The organism is Agarilytica rhodophyticola, assembly GCF_002157225.2.
Taxonomy (GTDB): Bacteria; Pseudomonadota; Gammaproteobacteria; order Pseudomonadales; family Cellvibrionaceae; genus Agarilytica; species Agarilytica rhodophyticola.
This window is the reverse complement of the sequence record NZ_CP020038.1, coordinates 4,792,657-4,818,510: the sequence shown is the minus strand read 5'-3', so window position 1 is coordinate 4,818,510 and position 25,854 is coordinate 4,792,657. Positions and strand designations below refer to the sequence as shown.

The window sequence follows — 25,854 nt, the reverse complement described above, 5'->3', positions numbered from 1 at the left end:
TCTCGCCTACTCAACTAGTATGCCTATATTATTTACGCAGTAAATTCACCAAATAAGCATAGTTGGTATGCAAAAATGCACAGCATAAGATGGGATGACTTACAATATGTACTCACCGTGGCCAATGCCGGGTCTGTTGCCGCTGCCGCGCGAGCTTTGGGGGTAAATCACAGTACGGTGCTCAGGCGGCTTAATGGCTTTGAGCATCGTCATAAGTTGCGGGTATTTCATAAGTTGCCGACGGGGTACAAGCTAACGCCCGAAGGTAAGGAGTTGTTAGATGCCGCCCTTATGATAGAAACTACCGTCAAAACATTGGAGCGAAAGGTATTTGGCCAAGAGATGAAATTAGAGGGAACACTGAAGCTAACCACTACCGACACTCTCTTGCGCTTAATTCTAGAACGCCACTTGAGCAGATTTCATCAGGCTTATCCCAAAATCAAATTGGAACTAAGTATCACCGCCCGCTTATTAGATCTGAGTGTGCTAGATGCGGATGTTGCTATTAGGCCAGGTATCGCCATCCCTGAAAATTTATTTGGCAAGCGGCTATGTGACCTTGCCTTCGGTGTGTACGGATCGCCCACTTACATCAACAGTTTGCACGGGCCTAAGCCAATTGAAGCGGCTCATTGGCTGGGACTTTCCTCGGAAATGAGTGGTGGCAAAGTCGCCCGGCAAGTGGAAGATATACTTAATCCTTATAATGTTGTGTTGAGAGCGGATTCTTTTGAAGCGCTAGCTCTTTTAGCAGAACGTTGCATGGGCTTGGCTTACCTTCCTTGCTTTGTTGGCGAAGCGTCTGACAAACTTCAACGCATTGATATGGAACTCGAATCGGCTAACGTTGGTTTATGGATGATAAGCCATCGTGATTTAATTAATTCAGGAAGAGTACGTTCGTTTTTTGACTTTATTGAATCTGAAATAAAAGCAGATCACAACAAACTTGCTGGGATTATATACTGAAGGTAGGCTCTATAATTTAATACCGACATCATTTATGAACTCGGTATTCCTATACCTATCATAATGTTAAGTATTGTTAATACAAACGGCTTGTTAACAAAAACGAGCAGCCTAGTATGAATAAAGCTATTTTAAAAAATGAAAAAATCTGATTTAAAATATCGAGCTTTAGTAAGTTATTAATGATTTATAAACGCTTTACCTCTAAAACTTTTTCTACATCATCGTTTTTTCTAACAACACACGTAAAACAGCTGCATCGCACTGAATTAAGTCTTTTGTAAAAGTTTAAAAAAACATCATTCAAAAATAGACTTTGCGTCCTTTTCATCATTTTTTATGTAGGTCGGTTCACATTAATTAGTCATCAATTTAACGTGTTAAATAAAGATTTGAGAAATTTCATAAACGCTACAACTTTTTCGAGGTGCCCGCGTAACTATCATCACAACATCTGATGCAGTCTTCACTTTGAGCATATAGCAGGGTGTTACATCTGACTATTAATTGAAATTTAGAACTATAGATATAAATATTTTTAAGGGATTCCCCATGGATTACAAATTATTTGATCAAAATTCTCCAAACTATTACAGCGTTGTTCAGAATGTTCCAACGATTCCTTTTTTCCATCGTGCCATAGGAATCAAACGGTCCACAGGTGAATTAATCTATGGAACATTAGCAGACCGTGGGCAAATTGCGGCGGCTGCGCCTTACATCCGTCCATACACCATTCAAGAATACAAGTTACGTCGAAAATATTGTGATTCTGCTCTTGGAATGATAATGATCGACAACCCTGCGTTCACTCGTCCTGCCGTTGAAAACGTGAGACCGGGAATCCGACAGTTTATATTTACTTTGCCGACGCCGAACCCAAATCAACCATTGTTAACACAGCGCTCTTGGGGAGCGACAACCCAGGTCGGCGCTAATGTACAAACTGTAGCGAGTCAAGCCGGAAGGCATTTGCATAGTCCTACAAGTTTTGGTCGCCATTTTGGGCCCGGTATGAATGCTCCTGCCGCCGGCCCACTGGGCAAATTTGCACGATGGCTCGGAATTCTGGCAGGAGACGATCTACCGAGAAAAATGAACCTGTTTGATGTATTTTTTGAAGTGTATGTGACAATGGAAAGTAGGGTACCTGGGTCTCATATCGCCAATACCACGAGGGCTGAAGCGACGAGACTTGGGCTTAGAGAAGCATGGTTCGATAATAATAACGGCGCCAACGGAAGAGGCCGTACTAATGCTAATCCTAACGCTACACCTGTGGACTTACCGGGGCTCGTGGGAACAACAAGACCGGCTGAAGGAATACGCGCACTCTCTCGTGCGGGAGTAGCAAATAATGGCCATGGCAGTTACGGGATCGTTTGTCCTGATAAGATGATGCGACGACGAGGTATTAATCAGTTCCAGATCAATCAAAATTTAAATGCGGCTTACGCGCAAGATTTAAATAACCACAACCTCAACTTTAGTGCATCAGCCTCTGGAACTACCAGCACTCTTCTTGCTTCTGCTGCTTCGTTTTACCCCAACATACTCAATAACGCTAACATTGAGCAGTATAAGCAATACGTTATGGCCTGCGTCGCTTACCTTGTAGGCAGCGGCATGCATACCTGCCATGAGGTTTTTTATACTGCTGCCTTACACCAGAATCTGTTCTATGTAACAGGCTCATACCAATCTATGCTACCGGATTTATTTACCAGGCATAATTTGTATAATCAATGGCGACAAGAATTTTTAGATGTAGTAGATAGAAAATACTTTGCCTAACTTTCCAAAAAAATTTAGCGTATAGAAAATGATTAGTAAGGGGCTCTGTGATGGTTGAGCCTCTTATAAAATAAAAAAGTGTTGTTAGACTGTATCTGGTTATTACAACAAAATTATAATGACCATTTTAGCGATGTTTTTTCCTCGGAAATTTTCCAGAGCTTAGTCGCCATTTCTTGTTCTAGGGCTACCTTATCTAATGGGCAATTGCCAATGGGGCCTACCATCTCGGCCCGCTTTGTCGGACCATATAAGGTTGTCGGTTTTAAATTCTTTTCTACCGCGCACATCACTTCAGGCCAAGAGCCTTTTTCAGCGGACTGTGCAATAATACGGGAGAGTATCGACCAAACAATTTTGTTAAAGGTGCTGGCTGTATCTTTTAGTAAATTTGTTCGCGACGCCCCAGGATGGCAAACCTGCACTTGAATGCTTATATCTTTAGCCTCAATACGACGCTGTAATTCATAGGCAAACATCATCTGCGCGAGTTTGCTCTGGGCATAAGAATTCCAAGCGGTATAGTTTTTATCAAAATTAAGGTCTTCGAACTGAATTCTCTTCAGTCCCATTTTATAAGCGTTGCTACCGACAACAACAATACGGCCTTCAGACTTTTCAATAGTTTTAAAGAGTAATCCGCACAAGAGAAAATGTCCAAAGTGGTTTACACCAAGCTGGCTTTCAAAACCGTCGACAGTGATTTCTTGCTTAGCTACTTGCGCAATAGCCGCATTGCAGATGATGGCGTCTATCCGAGAAGACTTGTCCATTAATTCCTTAGCGCCTTCTCGCACAGAATTTAGCACCGCTAAATCCATTTTTACGAACGTTACATCCGCTTTTTTGCCAAATTCTTGCTTCAGCGTGGTGATTGCAAGCGCCGACTTTTCAGCGTTGCGATTAAGCATCACCACCTTTGCGCCCTTTGATAAGAGTACTCGTGTTGCTTCAAAGCCAGTACCTGTGTTAGCCCCAGTGATAACATATGTTTTTCCTGCAAGGGAGCCAAGTTGCGCAGGTGTCCATCCCTGTATGTTGTGTTGGTGTTCTCTACTCATTATAGATGCTCTTTCTTCGTATCCACATTCAATATCAATGAGGTTATTTTAATTATTGACTTTGAATATAAATAGGCGAAATAATCGCTAATAATTGCCTAATTGTATCAATTTATTTATTTTTGTATTCTTTAATGCTAAGTTTTGAATATGAGTAAACAACAGATTAAAAAAATAATTGAAAATAAAATAAGTGAAAATAGAGTAAGCGCCGACGGAATGTTTGAAACCGGCGTGAAGGGCGTTAAACTCTTTCAAGTTACGCGTGCTATCCACTGTGCGCCGGCAGTATATGAGCCTGCTATAGTTGCTATCGTAAACGGATCTAAAGAAGCTATTCTAGATGGTAAGAGGTACGTTTATGGCAGCCACCAGTATCTGTGTTGTACTATGTTGATGCCATTAGAAACCGGAGCGCCAGCAGCTTCACTAAAAAAACCTCTTATTGGTGTATATATTTCCTTAGATACGAGAGTGATGACAGAGTTAGCCATAGAGATGGATAGCGTCGCCGGTGTTATTAGAAAATCAACAGGCGAACCACAACCTAAGGGTATCTCCCTTGCCCGTTGGGATGATACTTTTACAGAAGCATTATTACGGCTATTGCAATTAGGGAAGAGTCATACCGATACTTCAATACTTGGGAGTAGTCGACTTAGGGAAGTATATTACGCTGTAATAAAAGGGGACGCAGGAAATTGTGTGAGGCAGGCATTTGGTGTAGGCAATGAAATCGCCCGAGCAATTGAATATTTATCGCGTCATTTGCAAGAAGCCATTACTATAGAAGATATGGCAACACAGGTCGGAATGAGTCGTGCTGTATTTCATCGTAAATTTAAACAGGCGACAACTATGTCACCCATTCAATTTATTAAAGCTATGCGGCTGAATAATGCCGCTGTAAAGATCTCTGAAGGCATGAATGTTAATGAGGCGGCTATGGAAGTCGGTTACATAAGCTCGTCTCAATTTAGTCGTGAGTTCAAGCGTATGTATGGACAATCACCGAAGCGGTGGGCCCAGTCAGAATGACATCTGTCAATGTAAATTAAAATTTATTAGCGTTAATAATTCCATTCGATTTATAAGATCGACACTTAACTTAAATTATTCTTTCAGCTTCTTTTTTTCTGGCTTTAGTAAAAATCGTTAGATTTAAGCGTTCCAAACAATCTAAACAGATACCTGAAAACTATACAGCAATAGAGCTTTATACTGTAAAGCCGTAGCTTACACCTCTTGCTGAATTAAGTTATGTCGTCATTGTCCTAAACAAAATCGCATTATTGGTATTACCAAAGGGTTTGCGTATTAGTTTATCTAATTTAATTAATTTAGTATTGGTATTACTTTTTATTTGTAAATACTCAAAAGTTAAGAGCTCATTGAAATCTTGACGCTTTAGATAATTGTGCTTATAACATCGAATCTCACTTTTGGAAATTTTCTAATTTAAACCCAGATCCTTCTTTTTTGTAAAAAAATTAAACAAAGCGTTAAGAATAGTGTTTTATCTTTATCTTAAAAGTAGATTTAACTCACAACTAAATACAGTTAAATAGATATGGTTCACAAACAGCTATCTTATTATAAAGCTATTTAGAGGTTTATGATGTATAAATTAACTTAACTTTTCAAAGCCTTGTATATTAAATTATATAAACTCTTAAATAACTTCTAAAAATTATTTGATCCTATTTAAATAGTCAAAATTCAATATTTAAAAATAAATATAGTTACAGGATTTAACAAATTCTTATTAAAAATATAAATTAGATCGATTTTTGGAGGTAAATGAGAAGAGGTTATATTATATGCTTTCTATACATTGAACTATTACCTTGAGTATTTATTGTTTTGGGTATTATCTTTAATGCTACTAGCTTGCAAAAAACTATGGATGAATGTATCGGAGAAAAAATGAAAAAAATATTTTTATTTATAACTGCATTCCTAATTATTTCTAGTAGTGTAGTACAAGCCCAAATTGTCGAGTCTCGTAGAGTCGCAGCAAACGCTTTATGGGAGACTTACGGAAGAAATAATAGCAACCCGTCACAAATGCCCAATGCTGTCCCCGCTAACCCAGGTAATAATATTGACCAGATAGTCGTAGCCCCAAATTATAGCGATTTGAAAAAAGGCCTTACTGACTTACTTAATAACAACGGTGGCGTTCTACGTTTTAGTAATACAGGCCCGGCGACTATTAACTTCAATGAAGTCATAGAACTTTTTCCTGAGTACAGGAATCGAGATAAAATAAGAACTATTGTTATTCAAGGCGCTGATATTACATTTAATGGAACAAATAAAAGCAGTATCTTTTTACTTAGGGGAAGTGTTCGACTTATTGTCCAAGATGCGATCTTTAGGAATGCAAACTTTCAAGGGAAGTCAATGGATAACCTTAAGAAGATATACCGGACGGGAGGAGGTGCTATAGAAGTAACGCAATCCGGGCCATATTTTTCATCGTTAAGGGTCAGAAATTGTCAGTTCTTAGATAATACCGTTTCACATTTTAAAGGCATGGGTGAGAATCAAAACGGTGCGGCCATACGATTTAATTATGGAACTTCCGGAGAGGTATTTGGTAGCGTATTTAAAAATAACAAAGCGGTTACCGGTGGTGCTATTGGCGCCACGTCAATACAAAAACTTACTATTATCAACAGTGAATTCGACTCTAACTTATCCAACGGTTACAGTTCCACTGTGGGCTATATGAATGTAGTGGAGGGTGCTGGTGCACTGCGGGTGGATAGAACAGTAAAACCTCTTGAGATATATGGATCTAAGTTCACACGCAACTCTGCAAACGTAAAAGTGTCCGGTATTGAAGTATTTGCCGCTCCAGTAAGTGGATTTTCTCCTGGAATGCCTTCTAATAACGAACCTACATTGATTATTGATAACAGCGAGTTTAGCAACAATAAATACAATAACTACGCCGGCGTTAGTAATTTTAATAGAGCATTTTTTGCTGGCGTTATTGTTTTTCATGGTAATAGTGCAACAATAAAAATGACGAATTCTGTATTTTATAATAATGATGTAGGGCAGGCTAATATTAGAGTGATTAATAACTTTGAGTTTAGTAATTGTATTTTTGCAAATACAAACTTTCTCGATACATCAGAATCCATACAACAAGGTGCTGTATTCTTACAAAATATACCTGAGTCAGGTTCTTTTGATAATTGTACTTTCTATAAAAATGAACCGAGAAATGGTGCTGTAGCCAGTGATATCATGTTTTGGGCTGGAAATATCCCATCGAGAGTAGAACTCAATAATTCTATATTTTACAGAGAGAATACCAGCACAAAGACCAAGCAAGTGAAAGCGCCTCTAATCGGTGGTGGTAATAACCAATACATTCCTACCGTGAATATGTCGTCAGTCGCAGAAGTATCCACATCAGCATCTGACAAAAGTAATCCAAGTATTCAGCCAAATGAGATAACGGATATGTGCTTGAGAGACGACTCATTGCTTTCCAACATAGGTGGGTTACCAAGTTGCCAAGGAGTGACGCCAATGCCTCCAAGTATCACAATCACCTCACCTGCCAATGATGCCAGCTTCACTGAAGGCTCGAAAATTACAGTAAACGTTAATGCGAGTGATGAATCTGGACTTGACCATACGAGTATGTATGTTGATGGCGGCTGGGTGCAAACGGATAAAACCCCTCCTTATGTGTTTACCGCAGAAAACCTTTCAGTTGGTACCCATGAAATCAAAGTTCACGCCCAAGATAATACGAACGTCTGGAACAGCCATACTATAAACGTCACCATTAATCCCGAAGGCGTCAGCAACAGTGGCGGCACATTTGCATGTGACAACAATGATAACAACTCCGCACAATGTAAAAGTGTTACTGGCGCATCAAATGCTTGGTGTAATGTTTGGAATCAATTTAAGCCTAAGTATGTTTGTTTCTGTGGCGGTAGCGGTCCTTGTAAAAAGTAATCTGGTGGGTAACCAAAATACATTAAAAAATGCTTCAGTTACCATCACTATCGTTGATAACGAAAGCCGGGTGTAAGTTTGGTTGCCAATTATCTAAATCAATGATAATTAAATGGGTATCAATAAGAACTAAAATTTATATTAAAATAATGGCATCTAAACTGATAACACATTGCAAATATGACCTATTGTTAATTGGCAAATAAGCTCGGTGAAATATTCGAGCTTATTTTCTATTAATACTTAGGAGTTATCGAAATGAAATATTTGCTCGTTATTTTTGGTATTTTTTTAGCAGGAGATGTATTCGCGGGATGTTCTGGGTTGAGTTGCACTAATGTGACAATTACAAGGCTTTATGTTACTGCAGATGGTGACACTAGAATAAGTACTTCAGGAGATGAGCGAGGACTTAGCTGTGACGCTGGTAGCCAAGGCTATATTACTATAAGTCCATGGGTGAGAAACTATGACGCTATTTATAAATTACTTTTGTCTGCTCACACCGATAACCGCCCTATATGGGTTCGTATGAGCGAAAGTGGCCCATGCAAATTAATATATGTAGTGTCTGATAAATAAAGTCAGATAGAGGCGTTTATTAAATCGAATATTAGGGCTTGTTAACACTAATCACACCTATATTGGGTTGTGCCTTTTGCAGATCAGTTGATTGCGCCTTTTACGTGTCAATCACTTTCGCAGGTCAATCGATAGAAGCAATGAAATTAGTGTTAACATGGCCCAATATGACGATATAAAGTAATGTGTGATAAGTACTCATCTTAATCTTAGCAAGAGAATAATTTATTTTTCACTAGTTCTCTTGTAACCCAAGTTTTTCTATTATCGCAGTCACTGTGTTTTTCTCATTTTTTTAGCGGAAAATAAACACTTGTCTTTAACTCCTCCGCAGACACTTCCATAGGGCTATTCCAGTATTGCTCGAAAGGGAAATCTTTACCTTTAATTTTTTTAGCGCGCATATATATCATGCCCATTGACCAGGCATTACCGAGGAAATCATAGGCGCCATCGTGTTTGATCTCGAGCGAATTACCATCATTTATTTTTCCTTTTACATATTCAGCCCCCAAATCTAAGCCGCCTAGATCTTCATCTGAAACTGCAGCAATGTAGGTCGCTTCCATATTTTTGATGTCAAACTTTGGGTAGATACACACCCAGTGCATGGCGCCTTTCTTGCCATCTATAACAATATCGTTAACCAACTTTTCAAAGTCTTTTTGCATGGCTGTGGGCATATCTGAGATGGCAACACGTCGCTGTATGCCTACATAAGAGAAACCTTTATATTCCACAATACCGTTGTTTGTTGTCGTACCATTAACATGGTCATGCTCGGTCATTTCTTTTAGCATTCTAAGACCGCGGTCGTAATCCATTCCGATCATGTTCTGCATAGTCTTAATCATAAAGAACATGAAAAAAGGCATGCTTGAATTCATTATCCAGGTAACTTTTGTCTTCTCATCTAGCTCTTCAAATAAAAAACTCACCTGGGCTTTTGATTTCCAGGGTTTAAAAAACTCTAAATCGTAGTGGAGTTGCTGTGGATTGGTTAAACGAAGCGTGTTTTTTCCTGAGCCAATAATTTCACCTTCCCAACTCATGGAATGTCCTGGTTTGTTCGAAGTGCCTGAAACGCTAACCGCACAATTGGGTTCTAGAACTGTCCAGGGAGACCAACTATTCCAGTGGTTGAAGTCTTCCACTAGTTCGCGAACCTTGGAGATGGGAGCATCTATTATCGTACTTTTCTGAACATCAAACTTCATTTTCACACCTATCAATATAAATTTGAAATCAATATTAGAATTTTTATTAGTCCGTTTTTTGGCCAATTATACCTGTTGAATATTGAATGTCGATTGATCAGTGAGTTAAAACGTAAATTTACAACAAGAGAGTCTTACTTTTTCTAAACGTGTGTAGCCTTTTAAGCGTCGGATTTTTTACTTGCATTGAAGCTCGTCAAGTGTAATTGTACACCTAGATAGAGAGTAACCTTAGTCTGCTGTGAAGCTTTGCAGATTGGGCTTATAAAGAACAACAGCGTCGTTTTGTCTGACCCTTTACAGCTGATTTTAGGGTATATCGTCTCTAGATTAAGGAGGATAATCTTGGAAATAGGTATTCGTCAATTTAGTGAATCTGATGCGCAAGCATTCTACGCAGCCGTTGTAGATTCAGCTTCACATATAAGCCAGTGGTTGTCATGGTGTACACACGACTACAGCATGGAAGATGCTATACAGTGGATTTCATCTGCAGCTCAGGTTTGGGAAAAAGGCACAGACTATAGGTTTGTCATTGAGAGTGTTTATTCTGGCGAGATTCTCGGCTCTGTTGGTATCAATCAAGTTGTGCCTCAGCACAAAGTTGGCAATCTTGGGTATTGGGTGAGAACCTCTGCTTTGGGCCAGGGAGTCTGTACTCAAGCTGCGCGTTTAGCGATAAAATATGCCTTCCGGTCGCTAGGTTTTCAGCGTATAGAGATTCATGTACATCCAGATAACAGCGCTAGCAATAGGGTTGCATCCAAGTTGGGGGGTATGTACGAGGGTACGTTTCGCAATAAAATCATACTGAGTGGAGTGTCGAGTCCCGCTAAGTGCTATTCCGTCATACCCAGTGATTATGATTCTTAATGAAAAGGGGACATGGGTGTGTGTTGCGCAGAGCTACCGACATCAGCGTTATATATTATTAGGGATATAAACCATGAACGTAGTAGATGAGTCTGTAAAATTATATCGTGAAGCTTGGAGTGACCACAGTAAGTTTACTGAACTTTTAGAAGAGGCCGCTCATTTGCTAAAAGACGCAATTGATAGTGGTGAGGACGACCCTCTGTTATTAAGCAACTATTCCGCAGTCCTATTGGATTTGCAACGCGATACCGAAGCACTTGATATTTTAAAACAGCGTACGCCTATGTTTTCGGAGTATTGTTCTAATTATGCTATCGCAATTGCGAAAACTGCATATAATCTTGCGTTAATCCGAAGATGGAATCAAGCTGCGGCAAAACAGCCAAAACGGCAGGGGGCTATCGTTGCCTATATGGATTGGCAAGCCTTGTAAAATCGACTAAATCCTTTATTTTACTTTCACCATTTTGCTAATAAGGATTATGTTATGCCTGATTATAGAGAAGCAAACTTGAATGATATTCCTCAGCTGCTTGAGCTGGAACAACGTATTATCGATGCCGAAAGGCCATTTAACTCCTCTATTAAATCCGAAAAAACCACATATTATAATTTAGAACACCTAATTTCGAGTGATGATGCTTATGTTCTTGTTGCAGAGGCCTCTGCAACTATTGTTGCTACCGGCTATGCACAGATAAGGGAATCTAAGGTTTCATTTAAACACGATTATCACTCATATTTAGGATTTATGTTTGTTGTGCCTGAATATCGTGGTAAAGGGGTTAATCAACATATTATTGATAAGCTTATTTCATGGAGTAAAACCAGGGGGGTAACTGATTTTTACCTGGATGTATATTGCCAAAATAGTGCGGCCATAAAAGCCTATGAAAAAGTTGGTTTCGAGCCAAATGTTATAGAGATGAAGCTCAGTGTGTCTGAGTAGTATATTTTATACTTCATACCTTTAATTTATCGTTAGTTGCCATAGTTAAAAGTAAAGCGATTCCTTACTCCTTTAATGTTAATGGCTTTGCCATTCACTATCTTTGGTCTGTAAATAAACATCTTAGCTGCTTCTATACTACTTGGTATGAATATAGGATTGGGGCAGTCGACTATTTTGTGTTCATACGTTTTGCCAGTATGTCGAATAGAGAATTCAACAGTACAATAGCCATTGATTTTGCTCTGGATTGCTTTTTTGGGAAAAGTAGGCGTAACTGAATAAACTAGAGTTTCGTTGTAAGCTTCAAATTTTTCAATCTCTTTTTCAAGAACAGGTATTTCATCCGTTTTTCCTTGAGAGTTAAGAATACTTATTTTTAGGCTGTAATATGTGGCTGAAGCTTCTTGGTTTTTATATTTATCGATTAACACATCAATTACACGCAACGCTCCTTGCTTGAAGCCTTCATCGTATAGCTCTACAGCTTCTACGTAGGCTATCGTTCCAAATTGCTGAGGTGCCAAAGCTTCAATTTTTGTTAAGTACGGTCTTATTTCCTCAAGTTTCTGTAATTTAACGGCGGTATTTAGTGCTGCACGTAAAGTATCAAGCTCGACTGCCACGGGTATATCAGGGGAGTATGCTAATACTTGATCATAAGCACTCTTAGCCTTTTCAAGTGTATTAAGTCGATAATAAATATAGCCGTAGTACCTATGAATTTGAGATTTCTCATAGTTATTACACCCTAGTTTACAATCATCTTCTATTTCATTTAATAGGGCCAAAGCCGATGGGAAATCAGGCTTAATAATACCTCGCTGGTTTGCAGGGGGAATCACTAGACTCGATATTGCATCTAGCTTTTTTATAAGTTTGTAACTGATTCCAGGCAATTGGCGGCTTTGATAGCGCCGATCATCGGCAGAAGCTTGAATCTTAGTGTTGGTGGGTGTAGTACATCCTAAAATGATTATGCAGAATATGCTAAAGATGATGTAGCGAAGCATAATGATTCCTTCTTGTGTTTATCCGTTAACAATAGCTACCAGATTCAAGTGTGCAAAATATAGTTTTTGGGCTACCTATACTTCATAAAAGATTTTATAAAAGCTGGTATTTTGTATATATAGCAAGTATAGGCATGTTGATTTTTGTGTCAACATACCCCCGATAATGTCTCTAATGACATTTTACAGAAGGGATACTTATGCATGAAGCATTTCAAAATGTGTAAGTAATAGCACAACAAACCCGGTTTGAATTTAGACAAGGGTAAAATCTATCAGATTTTTGCTGCGTGCTTATTTACAGAACGGCATCTTAAATGTAATAATTCTCATTTGCAAAAAAACCTTGTTTGGTCTTTTATTACAATTAAACGACCCATTTCTATACGAAAAGTGAGTGCGGTAAACACCAACATCATTAGGTGAGTTGTATTTTATTCTTAAATTGTATGATTTTAGTTGGTTTTTGCTGTGTACAGAGGTTCCCTTTAAGCTGTATTTTCGGAGGTGCAGTTAGAAAGCTTCGCAGTTAGAAAGGGGTTTTAGAGTGTTGTTTAATGTGCCAAATAATGGCCGGTCAGAATCACCTGGTGGCACGTATATTTGCTAATTAGGGCAGGGCGATGATTCTAACAAGCTTGCATATGCAAACTGTGATAATAGCTTTTCTATGAGTAGTCTCTAAAATATGAAGATCTCAAATAAAACCCTTTTTTCACTTCATGGATGGTTAGGATTAAATTTAGGCTTTTTGCTATTTGTGATCTGTTTTTCCGGCACGATTGCGACTTTAAGTTATGAGCTTGATTGGCTATTAGACAGTGAAATTCGTCCAGTTGCAGCTGCAGAAGGCGAGGAGCGTATTTCTTTAGCGAGTGCTTATCACAATGTGCAGGCACTTTATCCTCGAGGAAACATTTATGCTATACGTAGCCCCTCAGAAGATTATCTTGCCCTTCAAGTATTTTTACGAGATCTCGACTCTGGTGAGGTGACTGTCTATCTCGATCCTTTTACAGGAGCAGTGCTTGCTGCTCGGGATAGGATGAGTATCAAAAATTTCTTTCGAATTTTCCACAAACAGCTTTTTATTGTACCAACAAAGTTTACTTTTAACGGTGTGTTTATCGTTGGCCTCTTCGGTTTGTCGTTGTTGGTGACCGTGGTAACAGGCTTTTTGTTATTGGGTAATTGGCTAAAAAATTTATTTCGTTTACGTTGGCGTAAAGGGCTCCGCGTTTTCTTTGTTGATTGGCATCATAGCACTGGACTCTGGTCTTTATTGTTTTCTTTTTTGTTTGCTTTGACTGGTATATGGTATTGGCTAGAAAAAGTGACAGATATCTCAGAAGTTGCATTGGCGAAAGAGAATCAAGTCGTTTATGAGCAAAAAGGGTTATTGCTAGATGCTCCCAATCCTGAACTTTATATCCAAAAAGCTCAAGCGGCTCTGCCTGGTTTAGAAGTGAAAGCATTTTTCTTCCCTTTCAAAGCGGGCGATCCTGTGCATGTATTTGGCCAAGCCGAAGCTATGTTAGTGCGTGACGCTGCAAATTATGTTGCTTTAGATCCATATAGTGGCAAGGTTTTACAGGTGCGTAATGCTACCGATTTGGGGTTATTAGATCGCTGGCTTCATACGGTAGATCCATTGCATTTTGGTACCTTCGGTGGCTTGTGGACTAAGTTAATTTGGTTTTTCTTTGGCTTGCTTATCTCCCTGGCTATTTTGGTTGGATTTTATCTTTGGTTTAGGCGTATTGTTAATTCTCAGAAAATCAAAGCCAAAGGCGTTAGCCGACTTGCTATTTGTGCTCATGTGATCAGTATATCCTTACTTATTTTATCGACGCTATTTAGCGTTGTTGGTATGAAGCGTATGGGATCTGGTGTTCACGATACTCACAAAATCGCCTTTAATATGGAAAGCTTGGGGCCTTGGCAAGGCTATTTGCAACAAAAAATAAATAGTTATTCGCAAACTCATGGTCATTTTGAGTTGGTGTTTAATGATGCCCGGCCCAACCTTAAAGCAGCATCATTGTATGTTCATATACGAAATCAGGAAGATGTTATCAAGGCTGATTTTAAATTGGATTGGTATGGACAGAAAGCACAATTGGATATTCCAGCTCTTCAATCTGGCCAATCGTTAGATAAAACAATAGCGCAATGGTATGAAAGTGTGGCATCACTCTCACTTGTTTTAGAGGATCAGCAAGGGAATTTTTATGAGCATCGCTTAACCAGTGACGAACTTCTAAGTGCTGTACCTAATATGGAATCTCTTCCCTTAGGAATAACAAATAACCGTGCGGTTAAGTACTTTATTTTATCTTTTCTTCTTTTTATTTGGCTTGGTTTGTTTTTCTGGGTTGGAGTATATATGCGTATATATCGAAAAGCTCAAACAGAAGATCAACCGCTACCTGCGACAGAAGATATTGCTGACGTATCACAGGATGTTGTACAAGCATGATGTTTTGGGTGAAATTAAGCCTGGCATATTTTTATGCCAGGCTTGTTTAGCTTATAAGGTATGAGTTAAAACTCGTAAGCAATCGAAGCGGTGACTGATCGAGGAATTGAAGTGCCTACTCGACCAGCTGCGAAAACATCAGATGAGATAAAAGACTGGGTTAAAAGAAATTCTTCATCAGTGATGTTGCGAACATTTAATTGCGCTTTCCATGCGTCCATTTTGTAGTATGCCGCTAAATCCACTTGAGTCCAGCTATCAAATTCTGTGCGGTTCTCTAGGCTGGCAAATACATCACTTTGACTAAATACGCCGCCGCCTAGCCCTAGATCACCAGTGCCGATAGGAATCTCGTAGAAGCTGAATAAATTAAAGCTGTGATCCGCGATACCGGGAAATTGATTGCCTTCTGTAAAGGTGCTACTGAATGCATCGGTGCCACCTTCAGTAATTTCTGTATCGGTGAATGTATAACCTGCTTGTATTCGCCATTGGCTAGTAATGTAACCTACAACTTCAAGTTCAAAACCTTGGCTATTGACCGCTCCAATGTTATCGAAAAAGAGCACAGGCTCGCCGGGGTTGGTAATGAAAGCAATATCTTCTTTATCTATATCGTAAAGAGCGGCGGTAATTAACAGTTGCTCTTCTAGTAGCTGCCATTTGACACCAGCTTCAATTGATACTGATGTTTCAGGGTCAATATTGTTACCATTTTCATCTTGTCGGCCAGCGGAATTGGTATAGCCTTCGGAATAGCTAGCATAGAATGATAGGTCTTCAGCAGGAGTAAATACCACACCAGTGCGCATACTAAAGTTGTCGTCGTCAAAAGATGCGTTAGTATTATCTTGAAAATCCGAAAAACGTCCGCCAATTAACCATGCCCACTGCTCATTAAAGCGAACGTAGTCGAGTATATTAATGCCTTGTTCTTCAAAATCTTGATTAATAAGAGAGCCACGATTAACTAAACCAAAAGTAATATTATCGTTAACCCGAACTTCTTCTAAGCCAGGTGTAACTGGTGTGCGAGGATCATCGAAATATTCTCCAGTAGCAATATTAAAGAGCACTGCTTGATCGCCTTGAAAGCTGGTGGAGTCTGTAGAGAGTTCTTCGCGTGTATAAGAGGCTAGAACTTGGTGTTCAAAGCCAAAACCATCGCTAAAGCTTAAGGTATTGGTAAACTTAAATTGCTCGCTATCACCTTCACCGTCGGACTTTCTTGGGCCAATGGCTACCAAGTTATCTACGGCACTGCCTTCAGGGCCAACGACAGCGAAAAGGGGGTCGCCGACAAGGGCAACAGGCGATGAGTCAAAATTTACTTTGTCGTTTTTAGTATTGCTGTAACTAAAAGCAATATCCCAGATGTCGTTCACTTTATGCTCCGCTAAAGCATAGATACGTGTTGATTCAGCGGTAGTATTTCTATTCCAATCAGGAATGCCGAAAAACTGTTCTCGATTTAGGCGATCACTGTAAAAATAACCTTGGACATTGTTACCATCTAATACTTGACCTCTATCCTGAGTAGATTCATCGTCGATATATTCTACGCCCACCTGAACGTAAGTATCGCTCCCAATGTAAGCAAGTGTTGGGTTTACTAATATCCGCTCGCGGAAAACTTCATTTCTAAAGCTTTCTGAATCTTCATAAGTCGCCACAACTCGATAAGCAAAGTTTTCCAAGCTCCCAATAGCGCCGGTTGTATCTGCCTCTATTTTCTTAAAATCATCAGAACCTGCTAACACTTCGATAGAACCGTAGCGCTCTATTTGTGGTCGTTTGGTAATGTAATTAATAATACCACCAGGTTCGCCTTGCCCATAGAGAAGGGCTGATGGTCCTTTGAGAACTTCGATGCGATCAATATTTGCAGTTTCAGTGGAAGGTATATTCGAAGCATTAAAGCTGTTATTAATACGTGCACCATCTTTATAAATAGATTGTGATGCATCAAAGCCTCGGATTGAGAATCTTTCTTCGCCACCATTACCTGTTTTAAATTTCGTCACACCTGCGACATTTCTCAGTGCATCGTCGACGTTATTGACTTGTTGATCTTGCAATAAATCTTGTGTAATGACGCTAACTGCTGCCGGAGTTTCAATTAATTTTAGGTTCAGACCCAATGCAGATTCGGCTTCATTTTCGCGGTAGTCCCGCTGATATCCCGCCACAAAAACCTCTTCGATAGGAGGTCGTGCTGTGTTTGTTTGTGCGTTTACTGAGGATACAGCAACGCTAAGTGCGGCGATAATGAAGGGTGGCCGAAGATTAAAGTTTTTCGTGTACATACTAATGATTCGAATTATATTGTAGTTATGGTGGAAAAAACGTCCCACCTCCTTAGTTATAATGCTGATGATCAAAAAACATCAACCTATTATTCCCTTGTCTCGATCAGTAATGCAAAACCCGACCACTAGAGCGAATTAACTATAATTTATACTGATCTATAGTTAGTCAGCTCTTATCCTTAAAATGTGTTGTTAAGTATTTTCGAGAGCGACCTGTGTTGCCTGTGCAAATATTTCTGCGACACGATCGATTTCCTCCGGTTTAATAATTAAAGGAGGCAGGAAGCGCACTGTACAGCCATTGCGACCACCTAGCTCAAGTATTAACCCTTTTTTTAAGCACTCTCGTTGAATTTTAGCTGCCAATTCACCTGATGGGGTTGGTGAGCCATCGTTCAATAATTTCTCTGGATTAACAATTTCAACGCCAATCATCAAACCTCGGCCTCGAACATCGCCAATGTGAGAATATTGTCTTTGTATCTCTTGTAGATGCTGGCGAAGGCGTTCACCCATTAGACTAGCATTTTGACAAAGTTGCTCTGTTCTAATTACATCAAGTGTTGCAGACCCTGCTGCCATGGCCATTTGATTGCCTCGAAAGGTTCCGGCGTGTGCACCAGGATTCCACTTATCCAAAGATTTATCAAATAACACCAAAGACAGTGGCAGCCCGCCGCCAATTGCCTTCGACAATAAAATCATATCAGGCACAATATCGGCGTATTCGAATGCAAACATGTCTCCTGTGCGTCCAATACCACATTGAATCTCGTCTAAGATTAATGGAATATCGAAGCGAGCTGTTATTTCGCGTAAACCCTTAAGCCAACGAGCGGGTGCGGGTATCATACCGCCCTCACCTTGGACGGCTTCCACAATAATCGCTGCAGGTGTGGTAATTCCTGATTCCGGATCGCTCAATAAATTCTCGATATAATGTAAATTACTGGCAATACTTTGTTCCCCTTTAAGACCGAAAGGACAACGAAACTCGTAAGGGTAGGGGAGGAAGTGTACTTCCGGCATTAAATTGCTAACAGGAGTTTTAGCCGCAAGGTTACCGGTAAGGCTCAATGCGCCATGGGTCATACCATGGTAGCCACCACTAAATGCTAAAACACTACGCCGGCCAGTGGCTGTTTTGGCAAGCTTAATTGCTGCTTCCGTGGCATCGGCGCCGCTTGGCCCACAAAACTGTATGTGTGCTTTTTGCGCAAACTCTGCAGGTAAAATATCGAATACATCTTTGATAAATGTATCTTTTGTTGGTGTTGTAATATCTAGGGTGTGCAAAGGGCCGCTACTATCGAGGTAATTCTTTAACACGTTATGTATTACCGGATGGTTATGGCCCAATGCCAGTGTTCCAGCACCGGCTAAGCAGTCAATAAATAATTGTCCCTTAGTATCTTCTATATAGATACCCTGAGCACGTTTTATGGCAATAGGGATACGACGAGGATAACTGCGGGCATTCGACTCCAGTAGATTCTGTCGTTCTAGATAGTTGGTATACGACAAAGAAATAGCAGCCTGTTCACTAAACTTTTTGAGCGTAAACGGCGAGGCCTGTAAAGTCTTAGAGTTTAAATCATCTTGCAAGCAAGAGTGCATGGTTATTCCTCTGGGAAGATAATGTTGACTAAATCTATCTAGACTGTTTTTGCATGCACTATATTATTAGGTTTAGTTAACAGCGGTTTTAAATAGATAATAGAGTGCACTTTGTTAATTATTTGTTACGCATTTTCTTCCATAAATTTACGCAAGCTTAGTGGTCTCATATCCGTCCACACAGTCTCAATGTATTCTAAACATTCTTGTTTCTTTCCGGTTTTTCCTACTGCTTCCCAGCCGCCAGGTACTTCTTTATATTCTGGCCAAATGGAATATTGCTCTTCATGATTCTTTACCACCAAAAAAACGGTGTTTTCGTCATCCCAACTCATTTCAACTGCCTTTCAATGTTGTTGTTAAAGAAATATTTAAAATTGGCGTGCGAGATTCTATGCTTAGGAAAATTTCACCATACAATAGGATCGCTAAAAGTAGTGGCATTGATTATTTGCCTGTTACTTTGTCCTTACTGCCTTTATCTAGCTTCCTTATTATTCAGACGCTTCTATATTTATCGCCTTGCTCCATGAGGCTTATGACGACAATATGAACATATCTATACTAATAATCATAATACTACATTTAATATAAATGATAATCAATATTATTTACATTATTGAAACCAATTGTTATCATGCTGCCTATGTTTTCTGCTTGAAAAAATAATTTTTATTTCTGGTGCGCAATTTTTTTATTCTCAAAGATGAATTTGGTGTCATCTTTGTGTGCTGAGCAGCTTAATGAAGCCGAAACTGGCCAATAGTATCTGTCTCTCGGCTTTAGCACCTTGTCTAGAATCAAGCCTCATTTATAAAAATCAATCTTCGAAGGGTGGGCGAATTTGAAATGTCTCACGACTCTATATTAGAACGCAGTGGCGACTTAAGTCAGTTAGTACCTGGTATTTTAATTTCACATGAGAAAGATAATATACCTCTGCTTATTGAGTGTGAAAAAAATACGAATTTAAGTAATCGGTGGCGTGATTATCATCAAGTTATCCAAAAGATTATTACTCGCTATCAGCGTGACATAGGCGCAATTTTATTTCGAGGGTTTAAGTTTATTGATGACAATGATTTTTACGATTTTGTAAAATCATTTGGTCTCGATTTATTGCGTTATGAATTTGGTTCAACACCGCGCTCACACCTTGGTAATGGAGTTTATACCTCAACTGAATATCCAGCACATCAAGTTATACCTCTACACAACGAGCAAGCCTATACCTTAAGTTGGCCGTTAAATATATGGTTTCACTGTGTGACGGCAGCTTCGCGAGGAGGTCACACTCCTATAGCAGATAGTCGTCTTATTTATCAACATATTAATCGCACTATTCGCGAGCGCTTCGAAAAGAAACGCCTAATGTATGTTCGCAATTATGGCAATGGGTTAGATATACCCTGGCAACAAGCTTTTAATACTGATGACATATCGGTCGCACAAGCCTATGCCAAAAATAATAAAATTCAATTGGAGTGGAAGGAAGATGGTGAGCTACGTACGCGGCAATTATGCCAGGCCACCGCGCAACACCCACTGACAAATGAATGGGTATGGTTTAATCAAGCACATCTATTTCATATTTCTAATTTAAATGAAAGTGTACGGGAAATGTTGCTTGGTTGTGTCGATATGCAGGACTTGCCGCGCAATGTGTACTATGGCGATGGTAGCGAAATTGAAACATCTATTCTCGATGAAATTCGTGGTGTAATCGATGAATTTACCGTGTCTTTTCCGTGGCAACCCGGTGACGTCATGTTGTTAGATAACATGTTGGTCGCCCACGGACGAGGAACATTTGAAGGTGAACGAAAAGTCGTTGTCGCTATGACAGAGCCTTTCGACTCAATAGCTGCTAATGGAGATAGCCAAAATACGACATTGGAAGATACTTCACCATCCCTTGAATATAGCGCATAGCTGGAGAATTAAAAGAATGTTATCAGCTTTAATGCGCTCACTTAGACAGCGTGGGATAAAATTGTGGTTGGACGGTAGTGCGCTAAAATTTAAAGCCTACCAAGATTGGCCTATTGATGAAGAAACACGTATTCAATTAAAAGAAAATAAAGCCGAGGTTATCGCCTGGCTTAAGCAGTCCCCCGATTTTTTTAGCTACTTCCCAGCCAGTGAAAACCAAAAATCCATGTGGCTTGTGTATTGTATGGAGCCCGAAAATACTGCTTATAATCTTAGCCATGCTGTTCGTTTAAGGCAGGATGTTTCTGTTGAATACTTGCAGCAAGCCTATCGATTACTTTGTCAGCGTCATCTTATTTTGCACACAGCTTACTGTGATCACGATGGTGAAATTTTACAGTACGTTAAAGACGATTTTACACCGTCATTAGATATTGAAGACATTAATACGCTGAATGAAAATGAGTTAGTCACAAAAGTTAAACAAGAAGCAGATAAATGTTTTAATTTGAAAACCGGCGATGTATGCCGAGCTAAGTTATTGATTAACCGTCGTGGCAAAGTAATAGATACTGTTTTCCAATTAACTGTTCATCATATCGCGGCAGATTTTTGGTCGTGTGAAGTTTTATTCGATGAACTGCTAGGTATTTATAAAGATTTATCTGGTCAGCAACAGCCACAATATAGTGAATCAAAATATACTGATCTCTCTCATGACTATTTTGATTGGTGCCTACACCAGCGGTATTTATTACAAAGCAATAAGCTTGCTGATACAAAAGAATTTTGGCAAAAGAGTTTGACTTCAAACAATGCCTGCGATGATTCTTTAACTTCTCGCTACGAGAATTTAGCTTTGACGTTAGATTATCCACGTCCAGCAGCTCAAACATATCAAGGTGAAGAGCTTACTTTCCACCTCGATAAGATTCAGAGTGAAGCATTGCGTTCAGCCGCTAAAGCGCTAGGTGTTACTCCTTATGTTTTTTGTCTGAGCATTTTTCAGTTATTGCTGTACCGCTATAGTGGACAAGAAGAGTTTCTTATTGGTACGCCAACTTCAGGCCGCCTACAGCAGCGCTTTGGCCGTACAGTAGGTTATCTGGTTAATCCTGTAGTACTTACCTGTGATTGTAGCGGCAATCCACGTTTTAGCGATTTAGTTAAACGTGTTGCTGATGTTAGTAAAGCTGCTTTTCACCATCAAGATTATCCATTTCGTTCTCTGTTAGAGCAGTTAAATATTCCTCGAGATCCATCGCGCACACCACTATTTCAGCACATGTTTACTCTGACTCATGTGCATACTCAACAGCATGCGAATATGGTTGAGGCAACGTTACTTTCTGAGCAACGTGGCGCGGCTCATGATCTCAATTTAGTTGTACTTGATGATCGTGAGACATTTACTGGTAAATGGCGCTATAACCGCGCATTATTTTCTCTACCTACCGTGCAAGGCATTTTGGATAATTACTGTCATTTATTGAAGGTGATATGCGAAGACTCTCATTGCTACATTAACCATATTGCCTTGCTTCATACTAATGTTGAAAAATTAGAAGAACTCAATAGACCACAAAAAGAAAAAGTATCCGATTTAGGTGCATTGGATTTATATGAGCAGCAGGTCGAGCATTATTCGGATGCATCGGCACTGTACTATAAGGATAAAGTTCTGACCTATCAGCAACTAGATGATTATGCCCATATACTAGCTCACTATTTTCAGCAACAGGGGATTGTTCAAGGGGACTGTGTTGGCCTATGTTTGCCTCGTAGTAATGAGCTGATTGTTAGTATTTTTGCTCTGTGGAAAATAGGTGCTGCTTATGCAGCTCTAGACCCTCAATGGCCTGAGGCTCGTATCGAACAACTATATAATGATGGCCAATTAAATGCTATTGCCTTTCTTGATGTTAATAGTTATGAAAAGGATCGTTATAAAGTTGATGATCTATTCGCTTTACAAGAACGTTTTGAGAAACAAGGTAAATGTATTCGTATCGCTAGCCTAGATTCTTTTCCTAAGGTAAAGAATGATATTCCTAATCATATTTATCATCAGGATCAACCCGCGTACTTTATTTTTACATCTGGGTCAACCGGTAAATCTAAAGCGGTATGTGTGACACATCGAAATTTAGCTCACTATATTAGCGCTATTGATAAGCGCCTCGAATTACCCTCAGCCACTGAGGCTAATGTCAGTCTCATGAGCTTGGGTTCTTTAGCAGCTGATTTAGGACACACAACCGTTTTCGGTGCACTGTTAACTGGGCGCTGTTTGCATATACCCACTCAACAGCAACTGGACGATCCCAATCTGCTTGCCGACTATATGTGTCGTCACGCCATTAACTGTTTGAAATTAACGCCATCTCATTTGCGTGCATTTAATGAAGTTTTAGCGGATATTTTACCTACGCATACATTGATATTAGGGGGTGAACCCTTAGTAAAGGAACAGGTAGCCCAAATACAGGGTATAAAACCACAATGTCGTATTGTCAACCATTATGGGCCAACGGAAGCGACGGTGGGTGCTTTAACTTATCATGTTAATGATTTGACCTCTATAAAATCTTCAGTTCCAATCGGTCGGCCATTAAATGATACTCAAGCTTATATCCTGGATAAGTATTTAAACCCTGTGCCAAACGGTGTATCTGGAGAGCTATACTTAGGAGGCGAGGGTATAGCGCAGGGTTATGTGGGACGTTCCGCATTGACCGCTGAGCGTTTTGTTCCATCTCCTTTTATACATTCAGGCCAACGTTTATATCGCACTGGTGATCGTGCACGACGTCGTCATGATGGCGAAGTAGAGTATTTGGGGCGTATTGACCAGCAAGTTAAAATTCGTGGATATCGAATCGAACTGGAGGAAATTGAATATTGTTTACGACAAGATGAACAAATAGCAGATGCGATAGTAATTTTATATTTTTCTGAGCTTAATAGTAATAGCAGCAATAGTGTTGGTAGTGATCAAGATGTAAGAAATACTAGTAATTCAGAAGGGCAACTGCTTGCTTACATAATAGCTGATGCAACCAGTCAACAATTAGATACTCATTTGCTCTGTGAGCGGATAAGAGAAAAATTACCGGAAGCTATGGTGCCGCAGTTATGGCAAGTGCTTAATGAGTTTCCGCGTCTGAGTAATGGCAAGGTCGATCGCCGTAACCTTCCTTTGCCTAAATCGGAAGATAGAGCATCAGAAGAAAAATTATTACCTCGAACAGAAGCGGAAAAAATCTTATACGAGATTTGGTGTAGCGTACTCAACCGTGAAGACTTTGGTATTTGTGATAGCTTTTTTGAGTTGGGTGGCGATTCAATTTTAAGCTTGCAAATCATCACAAAAGCCAGAAAACAAGGAATTAGCTTAACGCCAAAAGTATTCTTTGAAGCTCGTACAGTAGAGCAGTTAGCGTTAAGAGCGACAATTAAAAAATCCTCTCAGGATTCTTCCAAGCAGCATAGTGATAAGCAAGCTGCGCAACACTCTAATGTACTATCGGAAGAGCTAAATGGAAAGACTGTACCTTTAACGCCTATTCAACAGTGGTTTTTTGATAATCAAAAAGTTAACCTGGCGCACTGGAATCAATCTCTCTTACTTGACGTCAAGCAGACCCTTGACCCAGTTGCTCTGCGTTGCGCGGTTATTGCTTTAGTTTATTACCATGATGCTTTACGGCTTTCATATGAGCAACATTTAGAAGGTGAATGTTTAGAGGTTACTCAGCGCTATCAAAATATTGCTGATGACGAGATTGCTAAATGCTTTGTGCACTTAACCTATACGGTTGAATCTTCCGTCCCATCTCATAAACCTTCCTATGAATCTTGGCGAGATTCTCATATTGACCAACTACAAAAAAGCTTCCAGTTAAATAGCGCTCCACTTTTTAGAATAGCTTTAATCGAAAAGAATAAGAGTGGAGCTGTGATCGCTTTATGTGCGCACCACCTGCTTGTTGATGGTGTGTCTTGGCGTATAATTCTTGAAGACCTTGAGATTCTGTATCGTGGGTTTTCCAGCAAAGCGTGCAATAATCTTTCTCATCAAGAAATTCGGGAATATGTTTTTTCTGCTTTGCCTGAAAAAACGAATAGTTATTTGGAATGGAGTAATTTATTACACAAGCAAAGTTGTGTTAGCAAAGTGCAAAATGATATTGCTTTTTGGCAATCGTTGTCGTCGTCGTTCACACAATCTGATTATGTTCCAGGTTTTGATATAAATAAGAATACGGTCGCAGATGCTAAAACAGAAAGATTAAGTCTGAATTCCGATGACACCGAAAAATTACTTGGGCCAGCTTTAGCTGCTTATAATGTACATGTTAATGAGTTTTTATTAGCCGCACTTGTGCCAGTGCTGTCGGTTTTATTTGAAAATCAAGTGCTTGCTGATGAGGCTCTTAAAAATGAACAACCTTGGATTCCTGTGGAGTTGGAGGGGCATGGGCGTGATAATCCTTTATCAGATGACGATATTGTCGATGTCTCACGCACAGTAGGTTGGTTTACTAGCCGTTATCCGGTTGCTATTAATTCTATATTTGATGACTGGGATGCTGCTTTTTTGCAAGTAAAAGCTGCTCTTAGAAATGTGCCAAATAATGGTTTGACATATGGAATTAACCGTTATCTAAATAAAAATATTGTTGCAACCCAACAATTTTCGCCAGTCAACCTTATAACGCTAAACTACCTAGGTCAGTTTGATCAGAGCTTTTCTTCGTCCGATATTTTTGCGTTAAATAGAAATGAGGTTGCCAATACTCGCAGTCAAGATAGCACTCGCACTCACGTTATCGACCTCACAATGCAAGTACTTAATGGTGAATTGCATATTGCATGGACGTATCCTGCTCATTGTATCGATAGTGCATATATGCAGGATATCGCTAATCGTTATCTCACTTCTCTTAGTGACTTGCTACAGCACTGTCTTGGCCGAGATGAGGTAAGTGTTGATGCGAGTGATTTCGATGATGCCGATATTTCACAAGATGAATTTGATCTTTTATTACAGGAATTGGATTAAG

General features: G+C 39.6%; 17 protein-coding genes. 11 read left to right on the top strand and 6 right to left on the bottom strand.

What is annotated here, in order from left to right:
- The first annotated feature begins 75 nt into the window (after positions 1 to 75).
- Both BVC89_RS19905 and BVC89_RS19900 read left to right on the top strand, forming a co-directional pair.
- Positions 76 to 972, top strand: a complete 897-nt coding sequence (locus BVC89_RS19905; RefSeq protein WP_086932880.1) for a LysR substrate-binding domain-containing protein — start codon at positions 76 to 78, stop codon at positions 970 to 972.
- 552 nt (positions 973 to 1,524) lie between these two features.
- The gene (locus tag BVC89_RS19900; RefSeq protein WP_086932879.1) at positions 1,525 to 2,766 is read left to right on the top strand and encodes a hypothetical protein; all 1,242 of its coding nucleotides are present in this window, start codon (positions 1,525 to 1,527) and stop codon (positions 2,764 to 2,766) included.
- 113 nt (positions 2,767 to 2,879) lie between these two features.
- Here BVC89_RS19900 and BVC89_RS19895 read toward each other — a convergent pair whose 3' ends face one another.
- Entirely contained in the window at positions 2,880 to 3,827 is a 948-nt protein-coding gene (locus BVC89_RS19895) for an SDR family oxidoreductase (RefSeq protein WP_086932878.1), read from the bottom strand.
- A gap of 150 nt (positions 3,828 to 3,977) precedes the next feature.
- On the opposite strand from BVC89_RS19895, the gene BVC89_RS19890 reads away from it, so the two are divergent.
- The 3 genes from BVC89_RS19890 (at position 3,978) to BVC89_RS19880 (ending at position 8,396) form a co-directional block, all read left to right on the top strand.
- On the top strand, positions 3,978 to 4,865 hold the full coding sequence (locus BVC89_RS19890) for an AraC family transcriptional regulator (protein ID WP_086932877.1): 888 nt from the start codon (positions 3,978 to 3,980) through the stop codon (positions 4,863 to 4,865).
- A gap of 888 nt (positions 4,866 to 5,753) precedes the next feature.
- Positions 5,754 to 7,814 carry an Ig-like domain-containing protein gene (locus tag BVC89_RS19885; RefSeq protein ID WP_086932876.1) on the top strand — a complete coding sequence of 687 codons (2,061 nt, stop codon included), beginning with the start codon at positions 5,754 to 5,756 and terminating at the stop codon, positions 7,812 to 7,814.
- A gap of 258 nt (positions 7,815 to 8,072) precedes the next feature.
- The gene (locus BVC89_RS19880) at positions 8,073 to 8,396 is read left to right on the top strand and encodes a hypothetical protein (RefSeq protein ID WP_086932875.1); all 324 of its coding nucleotides are present in this window, start codon (positions 8,073 to 8,075) and stop codon (positions 8,394 to 8,396) included.
- Positions 8,397 to 8,683: 287 nt separating this feature from the next.
- On the opposite strand, the gene BVC89_RS19875 is transcribed toward BVC89_RS19880, so the two are convergent.
- The gene (locus tag BVC89_RS19875) at positions 8,684 to 9,613 is read right to left on the bottom strand and encodes an SRPBCC family protein (RefSeq protein ID WP_086932874.1); all 930 of its coding nucleotides are present in this window, start codon (positions 9,611 to 9,613) and stop codon (positions 8,684 to 8,686) included.
- A gap of 345 nt (positions 9,614 to 9,958) precedes the next feature.
- Between BVC89_RS19875 and BVC89_RS19870 the strand changes: the two genes are divergently transcribed.
- The 3 genes from BVC89_RS19870 to BVC89_RS19860 all read left to right on the top strand — a co-directional run bounded on the left by BVC89_RS19870 (position 9,959) and on the right by BVC89_RS19860 (position 11,438).
- The gene (locus tag BVC89_RS19870; protein WP_158658043.1) at positions 9,959 to 10,486 is read left to right on the top strand and encodes a GNAT family N-acetyltransferase; all 528 of its coding nucleotides are present in this window, start codon (positions 9,959 to 9,961) and stop codon (positions 10,484 to 10,486) included.
- A 73-nt stretch (positions 10,487 to 10,559) separates the two neighbouring features.
- Positions 10,560 to 10,922, top strand: a complete 363-nt coding sequence (locus tag BVC89_RS19865) for a hypothetical protein (RefSeq protein ID WP_086932872.1) — start codon at positions 10,560 to 10,562, stop codon at positions 10,920 to 10,922.
- Between the two features lie 54 nt (positions 10,923 to 10,976).
- Positions 10,977 to 11,438 carry a GNAT family N-acetyltransferase gene (locus BVC89_RS19860; RefSeq protein WP_086932871.1) on the top strand — a complete coding sequence of 154 codons (462 nt, stop codon included), beginning with the start codon at positions 10,977 to 10,979 and terminating at the stop codon, positions 11,436 to 11,438.
- A gap of 32 nt (positions 11,439 to 11,470) precedes the next feature.
- Here the strand turns inward: BVC89_RS19860 and BVC89_RS19855 are convergent, their stop codons facing one another.
- Positions 11,471 to 12,451 carry an energy transducer TonB gene (locus tag BVC89_RS19855; RefSeq protein WP_086932870.1) on the bottom strand — a complete coding sequence of 327 codons (981 nt, stop codon included), beginning with the start codon at positions 12,449 to 12,451 and terminating at the stop codon, positions 11,471 to 11,473.
- A gap of 688 nt (positions 12,452 to 13,139) precedes the next feature.
- On the opposite strand from BVC89_RS19855, the gene BVC89_RS19850 reads away from it, so the two are divergent.
- A complete protein-coding gene (locus tag BVC89_RS19850) occupies positions 13,140 to 14,930 on the top strand; it encodes a PepSY-associated TM helix domain-containing protein (RefSeq protein ID WP_086932869.1) in 1,791 nt (596 codons plus the stop codon).
- A 65-nt stretch (positions 14,931 to 14,995) separates the two neighbouring features.
- Here BVC89_RS19850 and BVC89_RS19845 read toward each other — a convergent pair whose 3' ends face one another.
- From BVC89_RS19845 to BVC89_RS19835, 3 genes are all read right to left on the bottom strand, one after another.
- Positions 14,996 to 17,236 carry a TonB-dependent siderophore receptor gene (locus tag BVC89_RS19845; RefSeq protein WP_086932868.1) on the bottom strand — a complete coding sequence of 747 codons (2,241 nt, stop codon included), beginning with the start codon at positions 17,234 to 17,236 and terminating at the stop codon, positions 14,996 to 14,998.
- A gap of 195 nt (positions 17,237 to 17,431) precedes the next feature.
- Positions 17,432 to 18,856 carry a diaminobutyrate--2-oxoglutarate transaminase gene (locus BVC89_RS19840; protein WP_086932867.1) on the bottom strand — a complete coding sequence of 475 codons (1,425 nt, stop codon included), beginning with the start codon at positions 18,854 to 18,856 and terminating at the stop codon, positions 17,432 to 17,434.
- Between the two features lie 125 nt (positions 18,857 to 18,981).
- Positions 18,982 to 19,191: an MbtH family protein gene (locus BVC89_RS19835; protein ID WP_086932866.1), complete on the bottom strand. Its 210-nt coding sequence runs from the start codon at positions 19,189 to 19,191 to the stop codon at positions 18,982 to 18,984.
- A 514-nt stretch (positions 19,192 to 19,705) separates the two neighbouring features.
- On the opposite strand from BVC89_RS19835, the gene BVC89_RS19830 reads away from it, so the two are divergent.
- Entirely contained in the window at positions 19,706 to 20,788 is a 1,083-nt protein-coding gene (locus BVC89_RS19830) for a TauD/TfdA family dioxygenase (RefSeq protein ID WP_086932865.1), read from the top strand.
- A 16-nt stretch (positions 20,789 to 20,804) separates the two neighbouring features.
- Positions 20,805 to 25,853 carry a non-ribosomal peptide synthetase gene (locus BVC89_RS19825; protein ID WP_158658042.1) on the top strand — a complete coding sequence of 1,683 codons (5,049 nt, stop codon included), beginning with the start codon at positions 20,805 to 20,807 and terminating at the stop codon, positions 25,851 to 25,853.
- Position 25,854: the final 1 nt, after the last annotated feature.